Annotated in this window: 14 protein-coding genes; 1 reads left to right on the top strand and 13 read right to left on the bottom strand. The window is 73.4% G+C overall.

Annotated features, from left to right (window positions below; genetic code table 11):
* Positions 1 to 377 precede the first annotated feature (377 nt).
* From trpA to QSK34_RS03720, 9 genes are all read right to left on the bottom strand, one after another.
* Entirely contained in the window at positions 378 to 1,172 is a 795-nt protein-coding gene (gene trpA, locus QSK34_RS03760) for a tryptophan synthase subunit alpha (RefSeq protein ID WP_285579856.1), read from the bottom strand.
* A gap of 13 nt (positions 1,173 to 1,185) precedes the next feature.
* Positions 1,186 to 2,427, bottom strand: a complete 1,242-nt coding sequence (gene trpB / locus QSK34_RS03755; protein WP_161478558.1) for a tryptophan synthase subunit beta — start codon at positions 2,425 to 2,427, stop codon at positions 1,186 to 1,188.
* Positions 2,428 to 2,441: 14 nt separating this feature from the next.
* Positions 2,442 to 3,254, bottom strand: a complete 813-nt coding sequence (trpC, locus tag QSK34_RS03750) for an indole-3-glycerol phosphate synthase TrpC (RefSeq protein WP_030450263.1) — start codon at positions 3,252 to 3,254, stop codon at positions 2,442 to 2,444.
* 115 nt (positions 3,255 to 3,369) lie between these two features.
* Positions 3,370 to 3,774 carry a DUF2752 domain-containing protein gene (locus QSK34_RS03745; RefSeq protein ID WP_030450264.1) on the bottom strand — a complete coding sequence of 135 codons (405 nt, stop codon included), beginning with the start codon at positions 3,772 to 3,774 and terminating at the stop codon, positions 3,370 to 3,372.
* A 42-nt stretch (positions 3,775 to 3,816) separates the two neighbouring features.
* On the bottom strand, positions 3,817 to 4,416 hold the full coding sequence (locus QSK34_RS03740; protein WP_285579853.1) for a DUF4190 domain-containing protein: 600 nt from the start codon (positions 4,414 to 4,416) through the stop codon (positions 3,817 to 3,819).
* Between the two features lie 66 nt (positions 4,417 to 4,482).
* Positions 4,483 to 5,016 carry a Trp biosynthesis-associated membrane protein gene (locus QSK34_RS03735; protein WP_285579851.1) on the bottom strand — a complete coding sequence of 178 codons (534 nt, stop codon included), beginning with the start codon at positions 5,014 to 5,016 and terminating at the stop codon, positions 4,483 to 4,485.
* Positions 5,013 to 5,363 (bottom strand): phosphoribosyl-AMP cyclohydrolase, encoded by a 351-nt coding sequence (gene hisI, locus QSK34_RS03730; RefSeq protein WP_030450267.1) that lies wholly within the window; start codon positions 5,361 to 5,363, stop codon positions 5,013 to 5,015. The genes QSK34_RS03735 and hisI overlap by 4 nt, the downstream gene beginning before the upstream one ends.
* A 58-nt stretch (positions 5,364 to 5,421) precedes the next feature.
* A complete protein-coding gene (locus QSK34_RS03725) occupies positions 5,422 to 7,215 on the bottom strand; it encodes an ABC transporter ATP-binding protein (protein ID WP_285579848.1) in 1,794 nt (597 codons plus the stop codon).
* The gene (locus tag QSK34_RS03720) at positions 7,212 to 8,981 is read right to left on the bottom strand and encodes an ABC transporter ATP-binding protein (protein ID WP_285579845.1); all 1,770 of its coding nucleotides are present in this window, start codon (positions 8,979 to 8,981) and stop codon (positions 7,212 to 7,214) included. The genes QSK34_RS03725 and QSK34_RS03720 overlap by 4 nt, the downstream gene beginning before the upstream one ends.
* Before the next feature lie 213 nt (positions 8,982 to 9,194).
* Here QSK34_RS03720 and QSK34_RS03715 point away from each other — a divergent pair, with 213 nt between their 5' ends.
* The gene (locus QSK34_RS03715) at positions 9,195 to 9,830 is read left to right on the top strand and encodes a TIGR03085 family metal-binding protein (RefSeq protein WP_161478564.1); all 636 of its coding nucleotides are present in this window, start codon (positions 9,195 to 9,197) and stop codon (positions 9,828 to 9,830) included.
* Positions 9,831 to 9,846: 16 nt separating this feature from the next.
* Here the strand turns inward: QSK34_RS03715 and QSK34_RS03710 are convergent, their stop codons facing one another.
* From QSK34_RS03710 to QSK34_RS03695, 4 genes are read right to left on the bottom strand one after another with little or no spacing between them, the layout of a single operon-like run.
* Positions 9,847 to 11,007: a hypothetical protein gene (locus QSK34_RS03710; protein WP_285579843.1), complete on the bottom strand. Its 1,161-nt coding sequence runs from the start codon at positions 11,005 to 11,007 to the stop codon at positions 9,847 to 9,849.
* Positions 11,004 to 15,620, bottom strand: coding sequence for a hypothetical protein (locus QSK34_RS03705; protein WP_285579841.1), 4,617 nt, complete (start codon positions 15,618 to 15,620; stop codon positions 11,004 to 11,006). The genes QSK34_RS03710 and QSK34_RS03705 overlap by 4 nt, the downstream gene beginning before the upstream one ends.
* Positions 15,617 to 17,380: a CHAT domain-containing protein gene (locus QSK34_RS03700; RefSeq protein WP_285579839.1), complete on the bottom strand. Its 1,764-nt coding sequence runs from the start codon at positions 17,378 to 17,380 to the stop codon at positions 15,617 to 15,619. Before QSK34_RS03700 ends, QSK34_RS03705 begins: the two co-directional genes overlap by 4 nt.
* Positions 17,377 to 17,775, bottom strand: a complete 399-nt coding sequence (locus QSK34_RS03695; RefSeq protein WP_161478568.1) for a hypothetical protein — start codon at positions 17,773 to 17,775, stop codon at positions 17,377 to 17,379. Before QSK34_RS03695 ends, QSK34_RS03700 begins: the two co-directional genes overlap by 4 nt.
* Positions 17,776 to 17,791: the final 16 nt, after the last annotated feature.

The following is a 17,791-nucleotide window of genomic DNA, read 5'->3' as shown; positions in this document are numbered from 1 at the left end:
TCAACCGTCTCGGGCGTCTCGAACCGTCTCGTTCGTCTCGAACCGTCTCGGCGTCTTGTGCCGTCTCGTTCGTCTCGGGCCGTCTCGGACCGTCTCGCGTCTCGAACCGTCTCGGCGTCCTGTGCCGTCTCGTTCGTCTCGGGCCCTCTCGGGCCGGAAGCGGGCGTAGGGCGGCCGGGCGGCGCGGCCGGTTGGCGCCGGATACGGCGGCGGCCCGGGTCGGCGGTCGGCGCCGGGGTGGGCGGAGCCGTAACGGAAATGGAGCCGTCACAGGACAGCGCCGGACACGGAGAGGAGCCGCGGCCGTTGCGAAGGACTGCCGGGACGGAGAAACGGCCGGTCACCGTTGCGGTGACCGGCCGTTCGAAACGGAGAGGCTAGCGGCGGACGCCCTCCGCCAGTTCGGCGGCGAGTTCGCGGACGGCCCGGAGGCCCTCCTGCTCGTTCGGCGCGTCGAGGAGGCGGCGGATGAAGGCGGAGCCCACGATCACGCCGTCGGCGTAGGCGGCCACCTCGGCGGCCTGGCTGCCGGTGCCGACGCCCAGGCCCACGCAGACCGGGACCTTGGCGTGGGGGCGGGTGCGCTTGACCAGGCCCTCGGCCGCCTGTCCGACCGACTCGCGGGCGCCGGTGACGCCCATCAGCGAGGCGGCGTAGACGAAGCCGGTGCAGCAGTCGGCGACGACGCCGATGCGCTCCTCGGTGGAGCTCGGGGCGACCAGGAAGACCGTGTCGATGCCCGCCGCCGCGCTGGCCTCGCGCCACGGACCGGCCTCTTCGGGGGTCAGGTCGGGCGTGATGGTGCCGACCCCCCCGGCGTCGGCCAGCTCGCGGGCGAAACGCTCGGCGCCGTAGCGGTCGATCGGGTTCCAGTAGGTCATGACGAGGGTCGCCGCGCCCGACTTGGCCACGCCCTCGACCGTGCGCATCACGTCGGCGATGCGGGTGCCGTTCTCCAGCGCCCGGTGTACGGCGTCTTGGATGGTCGGGCCGTCCATCAGCGGGTCGGAGTAGGGCAGGCCGATCTCGATCACGTCGCAACCGGCCTCGACCATGGCGGTCGCGGCGGCGATGGCGCCGTCGATCGTGGGGAACCCGGCGGGCAGGTAGCCCACCAGCGCGGCGCGGTTCTCCGCGCGGGCCTTCTCGAAGACCGTGGCAAGTGTCGTCATGGCTGGCTTCCGGCTACAGGTTGAAGTATTTCATCGCGGTCCCCATGTCCTTGTCACCACGACCGGACAGGTTGACCAGGATCGTGGCGTCGGGACCGAGGTCGCGGCCCAGCTTGAGCGCGCCGGCCAGGGCGTGGGAGGACTCGATGGCCGGGATGATGCCTTCGGTGCGGGCGAGCAGGGCGAACGCCTCCATCGCCTCGGCGTCGGTGATGCCGTGGTAGGTGGCGCGGCCGCTGTCCTTGAGCCAGGCGTGCTCCGGGCCGACGCCCGGATAGTCGAGACCCGCCGAGATGGAGTGGGACTCGACGGTCTGGCCCTCGTCGTCCTGCAGCACGTAGGTGCGGCTGCCGTGGAGGACGCCGATCGAACCCGCCGTCAGCGTGAGGGCGTGTTCGCCGCTCTCCAGGCCCCGGCCCCCGGCCTCGTAGCCGTGGAGCTGGACGCCCTCGTCGGGGATGAAGGCGTGCATGATGCCGATGGCGTTGGAGCCGCCGCCGACGGCGGCGCAGACCGCGTCGGGCAGCTTGCCGGTCAGCTCGAGGACCTGGCGGCGGGCCTCGACGCCGATGATGCGGGCGAAGTCGCGGACGATGCCGGGGAACGGGTAGGGACCGGCGACCGTGCCGAACAGGTAGTGGGTCGAGTCGACGTTGGTGACCCAGTCGCGGAACGCCTCGTTGATGGCGTCTTTCAGGGTCTGGCTGCCGTTGGTGACGGGCACCACCCGGGCGCCGAGCAGCTTCATGCGGGCCACGTTGAGGGCCTGCCGCTCGCAGTCGACGGCGCCCATGTAGATGACGCACTCCAGGCCCATCAGGGCGGCGGCGGTCGCGGTGGCGACGCCGTGCTGGCCCGCGCCGGTCTCGGCGATGACGCGGCTCTTGCCCAGGCGCTTGGTGAGCAGGGCCTGGCCGAGCACGTTGTTGATCTTGTGGGCGCCCGTGTGGGTCAGGTCCTCGCGCTTGAGGAGGATGCGGGCGCCGCCCGCCTGCTCGGCGAACCGCGGCACCTCGGTGATCGTCGTCGGACGGCCGGCGTAGGTGCGCAGCAGGTGGTCGAACTCGCGGATGAAGGCCAGGTCGGTGCGCGCCTTCTCGTATTCGGCGGCCACCTCGTCGAGGGCCGGGATCAGCGCCTCGGGCACGAAGCGCCCGCCGAACACGCCGAACTTGCCCCGCTCGCTGACGTCGCCGCCGGAACCGGCGCCGGTGAAGTCGGCGGGGGTGATGAGGGTGCCCTCAGAGATGGACATGGACGAGTCTCCGGTCACGACTGCCGTTCTTGGCGGGACGAAGGATGGGCGCCCGCGGTGACCAGGTCGTTCACCGCCGAACGCGGGTCTTTGCCGGTCACGAGGCTCTCGCCGACCAGCACCGCGTCGGCGCCGGCGCGCGCGTAGGCGAGCAGGTCGTGAGGGCCGCGCACACCCGACTCGGCGACCCGGATGACGCCCTCGGGCACCTTCGGGGCGAGCCTGGCGAAGACGTCGCGGTCGACCTCGAGCGTGCGCAGGTCGCGGGCGTTGATGCCGATGAGCTTGGCGCCCGCGTCGACCGCGCGCTCCAGCTCCTCTTCCGTGTGGACCTCGACCAGCGGGACGAGCCCGATGGACTCGGCCCGCTCGATCAGCGAGACCAGGGCGTTCTGGTCGAGCGACACCACCATCAGCAGGGCGAGGTCGGCGCCGTGGGCGCGGGCCTCCCAGAGCTGGTAGGCGGTGACGATGAAGTCTTTGCGCAGGATCGGGATGTCCACGGCGGCGCGCACGGCCGCGAGGTCCTCCAGGCTCCCGCCGAAACGCCGGCGCTCGGTCAGCACGCTGATGACGTGGGCGCCGCCGGCCTCGTAGTCGACGGCCAGCGCGGCCGGGTCGGCGATGGCCGCCAGCGCGCCCTTGGACGGGCTCGACCGCTTGACCTCGGCGATGACCGAGACGCGGTCGCCCTTCAGGGCTCCGTAGACGTCACGCGGAGTGGGTGCGCGCCGGGCGCGCTCCTTGAGCTCATCGATCGACACGGCCTTCTGCCGCTCGGCGAGGTCTTCGCGGACGCCCTCGAGGATGTCGTCGAGAACCGTCATCGGACCTCACCGCCCTTGCTGGCTCGTTCGCTCACGTGCTCCGGATCCCTCCAGGTCGACTGCGTCCTGCCGATGGTATCGGCCTTGCCGACGTCGGCCCGCCATCGGGTGCCGGTCACGGAGCCAGGAAAGCACCGTACGGCGTATTGCGGAAAACCCCGAACAACAAGGCCAGCGCGACGAACGACCAGACGGCCACGGGTGCCGTCAGGCGGGTCCGCAGCGGCCTCTCCCGCCAGGCGGACGAGAGCCACTTCGCCCACAGGTACACCAGGAACGGTGCGACCGCAACGAACAGCGGGTTGAACGACAACGCGCCGCCCACATCGAGCCGGGTCAGCGCGTGGACCGCGCGCAGCCCGCCGCACCCCGGACAGTAGAAGCCGCTGACCAGCAGGAACGGACACGGCGGATAGTGGCCGGGCCGCGACGGGTCGACGACCGCGACGAAGGCGGTCGCCGCCGCGAGCAGGCCGCCGACGGAGGCCGGCAGCACGATCGCGGCGGTTCTGGAGGTCATCGCCCCAGGGTAGGTCAGCCCGGGTGGACCAGCCCGCGTGGATCAGGAGGTGGGGAACGCCGTGGGCCAGTTCTCGAGGGTGTTGCCGTACTCCTGCGTGGCCTCGGCGAGGCCGACCAGGGTGAGGAGGGCGGCGCCGAAGATCAGCCAGAGGATCACCCACAGGCCGATGGTGATGTAGGAGGTCACCAGGCCGGCCACCGCGAGACCGTGGCCGTCTTCGCCGCTGCTCTTGATGCGGCTCAGCGACATGTGGCCGAAGATCACGCCCAGGATCGCGGTCAGGCCGCAGAAGACCAGGCCGATCAGGCCCATCACGAGCGAGGCGACCGCCAGGCCGTTGGTGGGCCGGGGGGCGGCGTAGCCGTAGCCCGGCTGCGCGTAGGCCTGGTCGTAGCCGGGCTGCTGGTAGCCCTGCTGATATCCCTGCTGGTATTGCTGGCCGTAGCCGTAGTCGGGCTGGCCGTAGCCCCCCGCGGGCTGGGTGTTCTGCGTCCCATAACCGGGCTGTCCGTAGCCGGGCTGCTGGGGGTAACCGGGCTGCTGCGGGTAGCCGCCCTGGCCGTAGTCCGGCTGCTGACCGTAACCCGGGTATTCGTTACCCGGGTCCCCCGAGCCGCCGGGCTGGTTCCCGTAAGTCATGCGACGACTGTAGCGACGGGTGCCGACATCCCCGTCGAATCAGGGCAACCTGAGGACAAGTTGTAATCAGGTGGGATCGTCTCCGCGATCGATGGCATCCCACATCGACCGCTCCGAGGGCGGCTTGTGCCGGTCGGAGCGGTCGTACCGCGCCGACATGCCCGGCCAGCTCCCGCCCGAGACCGCCGCCCACAGGCCGCTCACGATCAGCAGCACCCCGCCAAGGCCGGTGAGCCACGGCCACACGGTGACGTCGACGGAGGCCCCCCGCAGCTCGGCCGACTCCAGCAGCAGGACGTCGTCGAACACCCGCGTCATCCCGACCACGACCGCGCCCCCGCAGATCGCCACCAGCACCCCGACGATCTGCCGGAAGACGCCCTTGGTCGCGAGCACCGCCACGCACCCCGCCAGCGCCGCCAGCACGACCGGGGTGATCACCGGCGCGACGTCGGCGCCCGGGACGTCGTGGAGGGTCTCGGGGCTGGCCGGGCCCGTGGGGGCGAGCAGTCGCGCCCACACCCGGCCGCCCGCCAGCAGGGCCAGCGCCCCGGCGGCCGCGCTGAGGATCAGCCAGGCGTAGAGCGCGCGGCGGTTCATGAACCCTCGATCACCGGAAGCACGTCGTCATCGAAGCAGGTGCGGGTGCCGGTGTGGCAGGCGGGGCCCCGCTGGTCGACCTTGAGCAGGATGGTGTCGCCGTCGCAGTCGAGCGCGGCGTGCCGGACATATTGCACGTTGCCCGAGGTCTCGCCCTTGACCCAGTATTCGCCCCGGCTGCGCGACCAGTAGGTGGCGCGGCCGGTGGTGAGCGAGCGGTGCAGCGCCTCGTCGTCCATCCAGGCGAGCATCAGCACCTCACCGGTGTCGTGCTGCTGGACGACGGCGGGCACCAGCCCGTCGCCGGTCCGCTTGAGCCGGTCTGCGATCTTCGGGTCCAGGGACATATGACCATTCTGCCGCAGCGACCAGCGACAACGGCAAATCCTTGATCGACGCGCGCGGCTAGCTGCGGGTGGCCCCGGCCCACGAGGCGTGCAGCTCGGCGTAGACGCCCGGCTCCCTGAGCAGGTCGGCGTGGGAGCCGCGCTGCACGATCTCGCCCCGGTCGAACACGAGCACCTCGTCGGCCGCCTCGGCCGTGGACAGGCGGTGGGCGATCGAGACGGCCGTGCGGCCGCGGGTGACGCCGTCGAGGGCACGCGCGATGCGGACCTCGGTGGCCGGGTCGACCGCCGAGGTCGCCTCGTCGAGCAGCAGCAGGTCGGGGTCGGCGAGGTAGGCCCTGGCCAGGGCGACGAGCTGGCGTTCGCCCGCCGACAGCGACTCGCCGCGCTGGCCGACCGGCGTCTCCAGCCCGGCCGACAGGCCGTCGAGCCAGTCGGCCAGGCCGAGCTCGGCCAGCGCCTCGGCGATCTCGTCGTCGGTGGCGCCGGGACGGCCGAAGCGGATGTTCTCGGCCAGGGTCGAGTCGAACAGGAAGCCGTCCTGCGGGACCATCACGATGCGCTCGCGCAGCGACGCGAAGCGCAGGTCGCGCAGGTCGACGCCGTCGACCGTGACGCGGCCCTCGACCGGGTCCATCAGGCGGGTCAGCAGCTTGGCGAAGGTGGTCTTGCCCGACCCGGTCTCGCCCACCACGGCGACCCGGCGGCGCGGCGGGATGACCACGTCGACCCCGCGCAGGACGGGCGGGCCGTCGGGGTAGGCGTAGCCGACGTTCTCGAACGCCACGGTGATCGGGCCGCGCGGCAGGGTCACGCCCTGCTCACCCGGGTCGGCGACGTCGGCCGGGGTGTCGAGCACGCTCAGCACGCGGCGCCAGCCGGCGATGGCGTTCTGGGCCTCGTTGAGCACCTCGGTCGCGGTCTGCAGCGGCGCGATGAACAGCGTGATCAGGAACAGGAACGCCACCAGGCGGCCGGGGGTGATCGAGCCGCCCACGCCGAGCAGCACGCCGACGACGACCACCCCGGCGATGGCGACGGAGGCGACCAGCTCGGTGATCGGGAAGGTGAAGCCGATGATCTTCTGGGCGCGGGTCTGCGCGGCCCGCTGGGCGTCGACGGCGGCGTCGATGCGGGTGGCCGTGCGCTCCTCGGCGCCGTGGGCGCGGATCACCGCGCTGCCGACGACCGACTCGCTGATCGCGGCGAGGGTGTCGCCGGTGCGCTCGCGCACGACCAGGTAGTTGCGGGCGACCATGCGCTGGAACCGCGGCAGCGCGAAGACCAGCGGCAGGAACAGGCCCCACACGAGCAGCGTGAGCTGCCAGGAGTAGACGGCCATCAGCACGGTCGCGATCACGAGCTGGCCGCTCGCCACGATGATCAGCAGGCCGCCCCACTGCATGAAGGTGCTGATCTGGTCGACGTCGCCGGTCACCCGCGACACCAGGGCGCCCCGGCGCTCGGTGTTCTGGGTCAGCACCGACAGGTCGTGGACGTGCCGGAACGCCTTGCCGCGCAGCGTCGCCAGGCCCGATTCGGTGGCCCGGTAGAGCCGCACGTTCATCGCGTAGCCCGCCAGCGCGGTCAGCAGGATCGCGGCCGCGCAGGCCAGCACGGCGTTGCGGATGAACGGCAGGTCGGGCGAGGAGCCGTTGAGCCCCTGGTCGATGACCTGCTGGATGGCGATCGGCACGATCACCTTGCCGACGGTCGCCAGGATCGCCAGCGCGAGGGTGACCCCGAGGCCGCGGCGGAACTCGGGCGACAGCCGCAGGCCGTGGCGGATGGTCTCGAGCGCGCCGCGCTCGACGTTCTGGAGCGTCTGGGTCGTCACTGTGTTGGTCGTCACGGGGCGACGGTCTCCTCTTCGAGGGCCGTGTTCTCGGCCTCCTGGCGTTCGTAGGCCGTCACGAGGTCGCGGTAGCCGGCGCAGCGGGCCAGCAGGGCCTCGTGGGGGCCGTGGTCGGCGACGGCGCCGTTCTCGATGTAGACGACGTCGTCGGCCAGGGAGATCGTGGCCATGCGGTAGGCGATCACGATGACGGTGGCGTGCTGGTCGCGCAGGCCGAACAGGATGCGCTTCTCGACCTGCGGGTCGACGCTGGAGGTGGCGTCGTCGAGGATCAGCAGCCGGGGTTCGCGGGCCACGGCGCGGGCCAGGGCGAGCCGCTGGCGCTGGCCGCCCGACAGGGTGGTGCCGCGCTCGCCGATCCGGGTGTCGAGGGCGTCGGGCAGGGCGCTGACGAACCCGTCGGCCTGGGCCAGCCGCAGCGCGGCCCACACCTTCTCGTCGGGGACGTCGGCGCCGAGCGTGATGTTGCCCCGGACGGTGTCGTCGAACAGGAACGTCTGCTGCGGCACGAGGGAGACCGCGCCGCTCACGCCGTCGCGTTCGACCTCGCGCAGGTCGACCCCGTCGATCGCGACCACGCCCTCGTCGGGGTCGACCAGGCGGGCCAGCAGCTGGGTCAGGGTGGACTTGCCGGAGCCGGTGGGGCCGACCACGGCGACCGTGCGGCCCGGCTCGACGGTGAAGCCGACGTCGCGCAGCACCGGCACGCCGGGCTCGTAGGCGTAGGAGACGCCGGTGACGGCGACCTGCGCGGGCCGGTCGGCCGGCAGCCGGGCGGAGCCGTAGACCATCGACCCCTCGGCCGACAGCACCTCCCGCACCCGGGTCCAGCCCACGACGGAGCGGGGCAGTTCGCCCAGCACCCACCCGAGCGCCCGGACGGGGAAGGCCAACAGGGTGAACAGGTAGGACACCTGGATCAGCTCACCGGCGGTGACGTCGCCGGAGGCGAGGCGGTAGGAGCCGAACAGCAGCACGGCCAGCACGCCGAGCGTCGGCAGCGCCTCCAGCAGCGGGTCGAACATGCCGCGCACCCGCCCGGCGGCGATGTTGGCGTCGCGCAGCGCGGCGGCCTTCTCGTCGAACCGGACCGCCTCGGCGTCTTCGCGGCCGAGGGTCTTGACCACGAGCGCGCCCTCGAAGCTCTCGTGGGCGACCTCGGACACCGACGCCCGCAGCTCCTGCGCCCGCGTCGCGAGCGGGGTGAGCCGGCGCTGGTAGACGAGGTTCAGCAGGGCGATCGCCGGGAAGATCAGGAAGCCGACCACGGCGAGCACGGGGTCGGTCAGCACGATCGCCACGGCGGCGGCGACGAGCATGACGATCACGCCGACCGCCATCGGCAGCGGCGCGAGCGGCCCCCAGGCGGCCTCGGCGTCGGAGCTGGCGTTGGACAGCAGCTGGCCGGTCGGGTGGCGGTGGTGCCATGACAGCGGCAGGCGGAGGAACTGCCGCCCCAGCGAGCGCCGGAAGTGGGCCTGCATGCGGTATTGGTGGATGCCGGCCATGATGCGCCGGCCCATCACCCCCAGCGCCTTGAACACCGCGACCCCGACGATCAGCGTGGCCGCCAGCGCCAGCGCTCCCCCGGTGGCGTGGCCGTCGCGGAAGGCCGGCAACACGGCGTTCTCGGTGGCCCAGCCCAGCGCCCACGACGACAGGACGGTCGTCACGCCGTAGACGGCGCTGGCCAGGACCGCTCCGGTGAAGATCTTCGGCTCGGTCCTGACGGCGTGGCCGATGACGCGGAACCCCTGGCGCATGACCGCGGATGACACCTTTTCGGGCACTCGGGGTTCCTTCCGTTCGAGGCGGTGGTTCGGTTCCGACCATACAAAGGACCGCCGACAGTCCGGATCGGGCCAAGGTCTGACCAAGGGGCGGGCCCATTGGCGTAGGGCCGGGAAAGCCCACGTGGGGAAATCACGGCGATCACCGGTCTTATTCCCGGCGGGCGGGGTGCTTAGGGTTGAGCCATGAGTTACGCCCGCGCGGAACGTGCCGCGATCACCGAACTGCTCGACGATCTGGGGCCGTTCGCGCCCACCCTGTGCGACGGGTGGGAGACGGCCGACCTCGCCGCCCACCTGGTCGTGCGGGAACGGCGGATCGACGCCGCCGCCGGGATCGCGGTCAAGTTCCTGGCGCCCTACACGCGGAACGTGCAGGAGCAGGTGCGCGCGCGGCCCTACGCCGAGCTGGTGAACGAGGTCCGGCAGGGCCCGCCCTTCTGGACGCCCTACGGCCTGATCCCCGGCCTCGACTCGGCGGTGAACACGATCGAGTTCTTCGTCCACCACGAGGACGTGCGGCGCGCCCAGGCCGGCTGGGAGCCGAGGGAACTGCCCGCCGACCTCGACGACCTGCTGTGGAAGCGGGTCGCCGCCGGGGCCCGGGTGTTCTTCCGCAAGTCGCCCGTGGGGGTGGTGCTGCGCCGGGCCGGGACGGGCCAGAAGGCGGGGGCGAAGATGTCCGACCCCGCCGTCGTGGTCACCGGGCCCTCCCAGGAGCTGCTGCTGTTCGCCTTCGGACGGCAGGACCACGCGCGGGTGGCGCTCGACGGGGAGCCGTGGGCGGTGGAGAAGCTGATGGGGGCCCGCTTGGGCATGTGAGGCGGGCCGGTTCCGGCTACAGGAGCAGGCCGAGGATGGCCTCGCCCGCTTCGCGGCCGCGTTCCGCCGCCGTCTTCGAGGGGGTGGCCGCGCGGACTCCGGCCGTGATCCTTCGGTGGGCGGCCTCGACGACGCGGTCGGTCGTGCCGGCCCTCTGGTAGGTCTCGGGGTCGCGGGCGAAGGCGAGGGCCGCCGAGGCGAGGAGGGTGCGGACGTTCGAGCGGGGGTCGGGGGCCATGCGGAGCAGGAGGGCCCTCGCCTGGCGGTCGGCCAGGTCGCGGTCGAAGGTGAGGATCTCGTCGAGGCGGTGGCCGCCCAGCTCGGGGTAGGGGCCCGCGACCAGGGCCGTCGCCACCGCGGCGGCCTGCGTGGCGGACGTGCCGTCGAGGACCGCCCTGACCACGTCGAGGCGGGTCTCCGGAGGAGGGTAGGCGCCCGTGCCCGTGCCGCCCGCGCCGGTGTCGAGGAAGTCCGCCAGGGCGCTCAGGTAGCCGGGGCCGGTGGCGAGGGTGGCGTACACGTCGGCGAAGACCTCGCCGAGCCAGCGCCGCCAGTCGGGGCCCGATCCGGCGGTCAGCGCCTCCAGGGTCGAGGTCAGGGCGAGGTCGGTCTCGACCAGGTGGCCCACCTCGTGGGCGATGACCAGGGCGTCGGGAAGGTGGCGCAGGTGGAACCACGGCACGCCCACCAGCGGGACGGGGAGGCGCTCCACGACCCGGCGCAGGGTGCCCGGCGGTCGCGCGGTCAGTTCGGCGGCGTAGTCGGCGCCCCGGGCGATGGAGAAGGGTTCGGCCGACCGGTCGAGGAAGACGAGCGGGGGTTCCTTCAGCCGGGGGGCGTACGTGCGGACCGGCTCGTAGCACTCCCAGGCGAGCTCGTCGGCGACCGTCAGATAGTCGGCGAAGACGTCGGCCAGGCGGAGGGCGAACTTGGCGCGGAAGTAGTCGAGGACGTCGTGGGTGCGGATCAGCAGGTGCTCCGTCGCCGTCCAGGGGTCGTCCGAGTCGGCCTTGACGGTCAGGTGGTCGACGGCGACCTGGAGGGCCGTGGTCACGGCGGTGATCTGGCTGTGGTGTCTCTCCAGGCGGGCGCCCCGGACGGCCATCGACCGCCAGGCGGCGAGCTCGGCCTCCAAGCCGGCGATCTTGGCGTGCAGCTCGATCCTGCGACGGGTCATCGGCGGCCGAACCGGGGCATGTCGGCCGGGCGCACGTTGGAGAACAGCGCCGTGGCCGTGAAGGCGTAGGCGTCGTCCTCGGAGGTGGTCCCGTGGCTCTGGAGCCGCCGCCACAGCTGGGGGATCGTCGAGCCCTCCGCGACGGAGGAGGCGACGTCGGTGACGGCGACCGACCTGGTCAGCCCGGGTGCGGGGCCGATGGCGAGCACGGTGACGGGGAACCGCGCCCGCACGAGTTCCTGGGCGAACCGGTTGCGCAGCAGGAGCTGCCGGTGGAACTCGGCGCGGTTGGCGGGGGCGAGGACGTCGAGCACGACCAGGGGCGGCGCCTCACGCTGCCGGAACAGCCGCCGGAGCAGGGTGTCCGGATCGGCCGGAGGGTCGTCGTCGAGGAACGAGAGGGCCGGCGCGTCCAGGGAGACGTCCATGACTCCGGCGACGTGCAGGACGGCGACCTGCCGTGCTTTGGCCCCGGTGACGCCGACGTCCCGGCTCCGGTAGGCATCCCCGGCTCTGAGCGAACCCGGCACGCCGAAGCCGCGGGCGGCCAGGCCCGGATCGGGCTGGAGGATCTCGACCCGGCGGGGCGGCGCTGACGGCGGGCCTTCCGGCGCGACCAGCTCGCCGGGTGTGCGGTACACGCACCGGACGCGGGGGTGCAGTCCCATCGGCAGGCCGTCGAAGCCGAGCAGCTCCCAGGGTGCCTCGCCCGGGTGCCGGGCACCCGTGAGCCGCACGTCGACGGGCTGCCGGGTCTCCTCCAGCCGGGCCTTCAGCCGGGGCAGCACCTCGCTGCCCAGATCGTTTCGGGCCACCCAGGCCTCGGTGCCCCCGGGCGCGGAATCGTCCAGCACGAGAACGATCTCGCCCTCGGGGCCGGGCTCGGCGGAGCCGGTCCGCCGGCCCAGCTGCCGCCACACGTCCTCCGCGAGCCGCCGGAAGTGCTCGTCGGGCTCTCCCCGGGCGGCGGCCAGCTCGGCGCGGGTCTGCCACAGCAGCCCGTGCCAGTACATCGGCCGCTCGCCCATCAACCGCCCGGCCCGATCCAGCCGCGACGCCGCCCTCTCGGGGTCGAGGGACATCCTGCGGCGCGCGAGTTCGACCAGGAACGTGCCCCTCAGATCGGAGCCGCCCGAGATCTCCCCCGGCTCGGGTTCCCCCACGGTCGCCGGTCCGAGCCGGTCACGGGCTCTGATCCAGTCGAGCCATACGACGTCGTCGTGCCGCGCCAGCCACGACACCGCCTCGTCGAGGAGCACCGTGGCCTCCGCAGCACGCCCGGCGAGGCGGGCGACCTCGACCGCGATGAGATCGAGGCCCACCCGGTCACCCGGCGCCCACCCGGTCCGCTCCGCCAGCCACGGGTCGAGCACCGATTCCGACAGGTCCACCGGGAGCGCGCATGCGCGCAGCTCGCTCAGCGCCGTGAGGCGCACCTCGAGGACCGGGATCTCCTCGACGGCCAGGACCAGCGCGCGCTGGTCGGGCAGGCCGGTCCGGAGCCGCCACACCGCCGCCTGCACCCGGGCCACCGGATCGGACGAGCCCAACGCCATGCGCCGCGCCGTGGCCGCCGCGCCCTCCCGCCGCCCCCGGGCGAGCAGCAGGTCCACCCAGAGCGGATCGGGGTCGAGAACGCCGTCGAGGTGGTCGCCGAGCGCCTGCTCGGCCGCTCCCGCGTCGCCGCCCACGTGGAGGCGGATCCTGGCGATCTCCCGGTCCAGCGCGGCCCTCTCCGAGGGAAGGGTGGCGGCGCGCCGGGCGTCGGCCAGAGCGGTCAGGGCGCCCTCGTACTCCATGAGGTCGCCCATGGCCCGGGACCTCAGCAGCGCCGACGCGACGCCGACCTCGCCGGTCAGCGACTCCAGGGCGGCCGTCGGGCGGCGCAGGGCGAGCAGGGCCTCGGCGGTGGCGAGCCGCGTGTCGACGTCGCCGGTGCGGCCCCCGCCGTCCAGGGCCGACAGGGCGCTTTCCGGCCGCCCCCGCCGCAGCAGGAACCGGGCGAGTTCCGGCAGGTCGCCCGACTCCCTCAGGTAGTGGGCGACCGCCGCCGTGGGAGCACCCCGTTTCTCGCTCGACAGGCCGAGCCGCAGGGCCGCCGTCATCAGCGCCGGCAGGTCGCCCCGCCGCTTGGCCTTCTCATATGTCTGCTCGACCGTCTCGGCGTCCCGGGAGCCGGCCCGCACGAGCTCCGCTTCGGCCGCCACGTCCTCGTCCCACTCCTCGGCGGCGGGAGTGGCGGCGTCCAGGACCGCCTGGGCCTCTTCGTCGCGGTCGCGGGCCTGGAGGACGGCCGCCGTCAGCGCCTGGTGCATGGCCGAGGGTTCCCCCAGCCGCCCCGCCGCCGCGAGCGCGCGCTCCGCCCGGTTCCAGTGGGCCCCCGACGCCCCCGGCCCGCGGTCGCGCCGGGCCGCCTCGATCGCGGCGCGGGCCTGCTCCACATGGGCCGCGTAACGCACCTCGTCATCGGTGGCGTAGATCAGCAGGTCGTCGGCCAGCTCCCCGGCCAGGTCGGCACGTCCCGACCGCCACGCCTCCTCGACCAATCCCCGCCACGTCCGGAGCGCGGCCTTCCCCCGCGCCTGGAAGGCGTGGTAGGCCGCCTCCGCGGGTCGTCCACGCGCCAGGTAGTGGGCCTGCGCCGCCTCGTGGAGCACGGTAAAGACCGGCTGGGCGCGCAGCAGGTCGCGCACCGGACCGCGCAGGTTCTCGTGGAGGACCAGGCGTCCGTCGCCCGTCGCCTGCACCCACGAGGTCGCCCCGGCGTAGCCGACCAGCTCGTCCCACAGGGCGGACACCTCGGGAGGCGGCGGCCCGGGAAGGAAGATCTTGGTTCGCCGGTCGGGACGCTCGTCGGCGGCCGGGTCGTCGAGCAGTCTCTCGTCGCGCAGCCCCGCCGCAAGGTGCGGCCACAGCACCTCGGCGACGAACTCGGCGTCGAACTGCCGGGGCACCACCGCGTAACGCAGCAACCAGCGCAGCCGGTCGTCGGGGATGCGTTCCAGGATGCGTTCGAGGCAGTAGAGCAACGCGGGCTCGCGGGCCTCGTCGACCTCGCGGGCCGACAGAGCGGGGTTGGCCTCGGCCAGGTCTCCGTACATGGCGAGTGCGAACGGCAGGCCGTCCGCCCGCCGGACCATGGCCTCGACCAGATCGGGCCGGGTGATGCCGCGCCGTCCGGTCAGATAGGCGGTGGCCAGGTCGTCGCTGAAGGGCGGCACCTCCAGGCCGACCGCCCCGGGGAAGGCGTCGGCGAATCCGGGAAGGCGGTCGCGCAGGTCGTACCGGCCGGAGAGAACGAGCCGCCCGGACAACCGCGCGAGCGTCTCGACGAACGGACGCGGGTCGGCGGCCGGCCTGAGCACGAGCTCTTCGAGGGTGTCGAAGACGATCACGTGGTCGGGCAGGCGGGTGGCGAAGAAGCGGCTGGTGACGTCGTCGCCGTGGGCGCCGGCGGCGGCCTCGGACAGCAGCGCGGTGTCGGGCACGGCGGTCCGGCTGAGCACCCGGCGGTATCTGCCGTGGTCGCGCAGCAGGTCGGCGAACGGTTCGCCGCGCACCTGCGGGGACAGCTGGGCGGCGATCTCCAGCAGCACCAGCCAGGGGTGGCGGACCGCGTTCACCGGGTCGACGTCGTCGAGGTCGACGCGGGCGCACGGCACGTGGGGCCACTGGGCGAGGCAGTGGCGGGCGATGAACCAGCGCAGCAGCATCGTCTTGCCCATGCCTCCGGCGGCATGGAGGTGGATGACGCGGGCGTCACCGGTCAGCGGTGCTTCGAGGTCGGGACGCCGCAGGTAGCGGCCGGTCTGGCGGTATTCGGTGGCCCAGGTGGTGCGGGCGGTGAGCCGGGCCTGGTAGGCGGAGCGGCTGTCGGCCACGTGGGAGCTGATGCCGATCAGGTCGTCGGCGGCGAGCACGTCGAGGAGGTCCTGGCAGGCGACCAGGTCGAAGCGGGCGTCGGCGCGCTCGAAGAGGATCCAGAAGAAGGCGATGGCCCGGTCGGGGTCGGCGAGCACGAGCAGGCGCAGCCGTTCGAGATCGTCGCCGATCCTGTCGCCGATCGTCTTGGCCGTGCGGCGCAGCGCGTGCGGCACGCTGTAGAGGCCCGTCCACGCCTCGTCGATCCACCACCGCGCCCACGCCGTCTCCCGCAGCGCGGGGTTCAGCCGGTAACGGCCGGAGACCATGGTCAGCCACCCGCCGGCCACCATCTCGGCCAGGTCCGGGCCGTCGCCGCGCAGCACCGCGTCGTAGACACCGGCCTCGAACCGGGTGGGCAACGCGCAGCGCATCAGCACGCCGCGCACGTCGAGCGGGAGCGCGCCGAAGAGCAGGGTCGCCATGTCGCCCTGGCGGGCGGCGATGGTGTTCTGCTGGGCGTACAGCCTGACGGCCACGCCGGGAGTGCGCAGCGGCAACGACCGGGCCGTCTGGAGCACCGCGCGGGCGGCGTCGCCGTCACCGCGCGCGGCCACCGCCTCGGCGAGCCGGTCGGCGAACTCCCGGGCGAACCCGGGCGGGAGCCGGTCGCCGCCGTCGGCCGCGACGAAGGCCGCGAAGTCGCCACCCGCCCACAGGTCCAGCGCCCGGCCGACGACGTCCTCGCTCATGGCCGGCCCGTCTCGATCATGCGGTGGAACGTGTGGAGCTGGGACGGCATGAACACCGGCGCGTGCTCCCGCGCCCAGTCGGAGGCGTCCTTCCAGCCGCCCTTGAACGGCCGGTTGGCGCGGGCGCCGAACTCGCGGAAGATCTCCTCGGTGCGGTCGCGGTGCCACGGCTCGACCCGCAGCCGGTGGGCGCGGGCGGCGAATCCGCCCAGCACTCGGTCGTCGTCGGCCGCGACGATCACCGACACCCCGGCCGGCCGCTCGTCGAGCACCGGCAGCAGCAGGCCGGGCACGAGCGTCTCGGTCAGTTCCGGTACGAGCGCCAGATGGTCGAGCACGATCGTCATCGGCCCGGCCTCGGCCAGCAGTGCCCGCAGCCCCTCGAACAGCGCCTCGCGCAGGTGCGGCTCCGCCTCGTTCGCGGCCTCCCAGGGCCCGAGGTCGTCGGGGTCGAACGGCCCGGCGGGCGGGCGCGACCCCCTCCTGAGGTGCACGAGCTGGTGGGCGAACCGCGCCGCGCCGGGCAGCGGCGGCAGGGCGGCGGCCAGGGCGCGAACCACGTCGAGCCACGGCACGTTCCTTCCGTCGCGCAGACCGGCGGCGTCGACGTACACGGCGGCGCAGCCCCGCAACCGCCAGGTGAACACGCACGACCGCACCAGCGACGACTTGCCCACCCCCGGCCCGCCGTCGACGAGCATCGCCCGATGGGGTGGCGCGTCGGAGTCGGCCCCGCCCCACAACGTCCAGCGCTCGGTGGTCCGGTCGACCGCCATGGCCACGCCCGAATAGAGTTCGCCCAGGTGGCGGGCGGTGGCGTCGTCGACCCCGAACCTCCAGGGCAACACCTGCTCGACCGGGTGCCACACCACCAGCGAGGGCGCCTCCCACTCGGGCAGGCCCTCGCGGAACATGACCGACCGGGCCGCCCGCACCGCCTCGCCGACGCCCGCGCCGGAGGCCAGCGTGTCGTAGAAGTGCTCGGCGAACACCACCGCCGGGCCGGAGGCGACGTCGCCGCGCATCGTGATCACCGCGCCCGCGCCGAAGGCCGCCGCGAGTTCCGAGGGGTCCTCGGCCCCGCAGGCGTTGAGCACCACCAGCCGGGGCGGCTCCTTGACCGAGTTGAGGATGCGGTCGGCGGTCACGCCCTCGGCCCCCGCGGGGCCGTTGAACGCCAGCATCGGCAGGCCCTCCAGCGGGTGGACCCCGCTGTGCCCGACGAAGTGCAGGACGTGGGGCCGCACCTCGTCCATCCGGTCGAAGAACTGCCGGGGGGTCGGCTGGTCGAGCACCTCGACGTGCCATGCGCCGTGGCGGCCCCGCAGCGACCGCCTGATCGCGTCGGCCTCCTCGCGGGCCAGCAGCTCCGGGTCGTCGGTGTCGCCCAGCACGACGAGCAGCCGGATCGGCACCAGCACCTCGCCTCGGGCGCAGGGGCGCGGCGCGCCGCGCGCCCAGCACGCGCCTTCGGCCAGAAAGGGGCGCCGCCCGTCGGGACCGATCATCAGCTCCCAGGGCAGCGACCGCAACTCCTCGTCCCGTACGTCCAGGTAGACGGCCCCGGCCAGCGAGGGATCGTGGACGAGGTCGTGGAGGGCCCGGCCCAGCGAGCGCCGGCCCCGCGGGGACGTGTCACCGGTGAGCGCGGACAACCCGGCCGGGTCGGCGTGCCGCAGCAGCCGTTCTCCGGAGTCGTCGAGGAGCACGACCGGACAACCGGACGCGCTCCTCGGGCCGACGCGTACAACGCTCGTCACGCGTTGGGGAACAACCTTCGCGCCAGCGCCGCGAGGTCCGACTCGGCCGCCGTCGCCGGCTCGCGGCTGCCCCGCCGCGCGCTCTGCTCCTCCGACGCCAGCACCGCCGACGCGAGCGCCCGCCCGTTGGCCGCGTCGGTCTCGGCGACGGCCGCCCGCTCCTGCGCCTGGGCGACCTCCTGCACGGCGGCCGACGACCGTCCGACGGCGGTCCCGAAGAGCACCCCGGCGGCCGCGAACACCAGCGCCTCCAGCCCTTGCAGCAGGAACACGAGCCGGTCCCACTGCGGGTCGTCGCGCAGCAGCACGAGGGCCACGAGCGCGGCGACGAACAGGACGATGAGGCCCACACCCAACCAGATCTGCAACCTGCTGGGCCCTTGGTTCTCCGGCATATCACCTCGACGCGTC

Source organism: Herbidospora sp. NBRC 101105 (assembly GCF_030269205.1).
GTDB classification, from domain to species: Bacteria; Actinomycetota; Actinomycetes; order Streptosporangiales; family Streptosporangiaceae; genus Herbidospora; species Herbidospora solisilvae.
Note: the sequence above shows the minus strand (reverse complement) of the source record. Positions and strands in the feature narration are given on the sequence as shown.

Excerpts from the sequence above, each read along its gene's own strand:
- trpA (WP_285579856.1), bottom strand. The coding sequence starts at position 1,172 with ATGACGACACTTGCCACGGTCTTCGAGAAGGCCCGCGCGGAGAACCGC.
- trpB (WP_161478558.1), bottom strand. The coding sequence starts at position 2,427 with ATGTCCATCTCTGAGGGCACCCTCATCACCCCCGCCGACTTCACCGGC.
- trpC (WP_030450263.1), bottom strand. The coding sequence starts at position 3,254 with ATGACGGTTCTCGACGACATCCTCGAGGGCGTCCGCGAAGACCTCGCC.
- QSK34_RS03745 (WP_030450264.1), bottom strand. The coding sequence starts at position 3,774 with ATGACCTCCAGAACCGCCGCGATCGTGCTGCCGGCCTCCGTCGGCGGC.
- QSK34_RS03740 (WP_285579853.1), bottom strand. The coding sequence starts at position 4,416 with ATGACTTACGGGAACCAGCCCGGCGGCTCGGGGGACCCGGGTAACGAA.
- QSK34_RS03735 (WP_285579851.1), bottom strand. The coding sequence starts at position 5,016 with ATGAACCGCCGCGCGCTCTACGCCTGGCTGATCCTCAGCGCGGCCGCC.
- hisI (WP_030450267.1), bottom strand. The coding sequence starts at position 5,363 with ATGTCCCTGGACCCGAAGATCGCAGACCGGCTCAAGCGGACCGGCGAC.
- QSK34_RS03720 (WP_285579845.1), bottom strand. The coding sequence starts at position 8,981 with ATGCGCCAGGGGTTCCGCGTCATCGGCCACGCCGTCAGGACCGAGCCG.
- QSK34_RS03715 (WP_161478564.1), top strand. The coding sequence starts at position 9,195 with ATGAGTTACGCCCGCGCGGAACGTGCCGCGATCACCGAACTGCTCGAC.
- QSK34_RS03710 (WP_285579843.1), bottom strand. The coding sequence starts at position 11,007 with ATGACCCGTCGCAGGATCGAGCTGCACGCCAAGATCGCCGGCTTGGAG.
- QSK34_RS03705 (WP_285579841.1), bottom strand. The coding sequence starts at position 15,620 with ATGAGCGAGGACGTCGTCGGCCGGGCGCTGGACCTGTGGGCGGGTGGC.
- QSK34_RS03695 (WP_161478568.1), bottom strand. The coding sequence starts at position 17,775 with ATGCCGGAGAACCAAGGGCCCAGCAGGTTGCAGATCTGGTTGGGTGTG.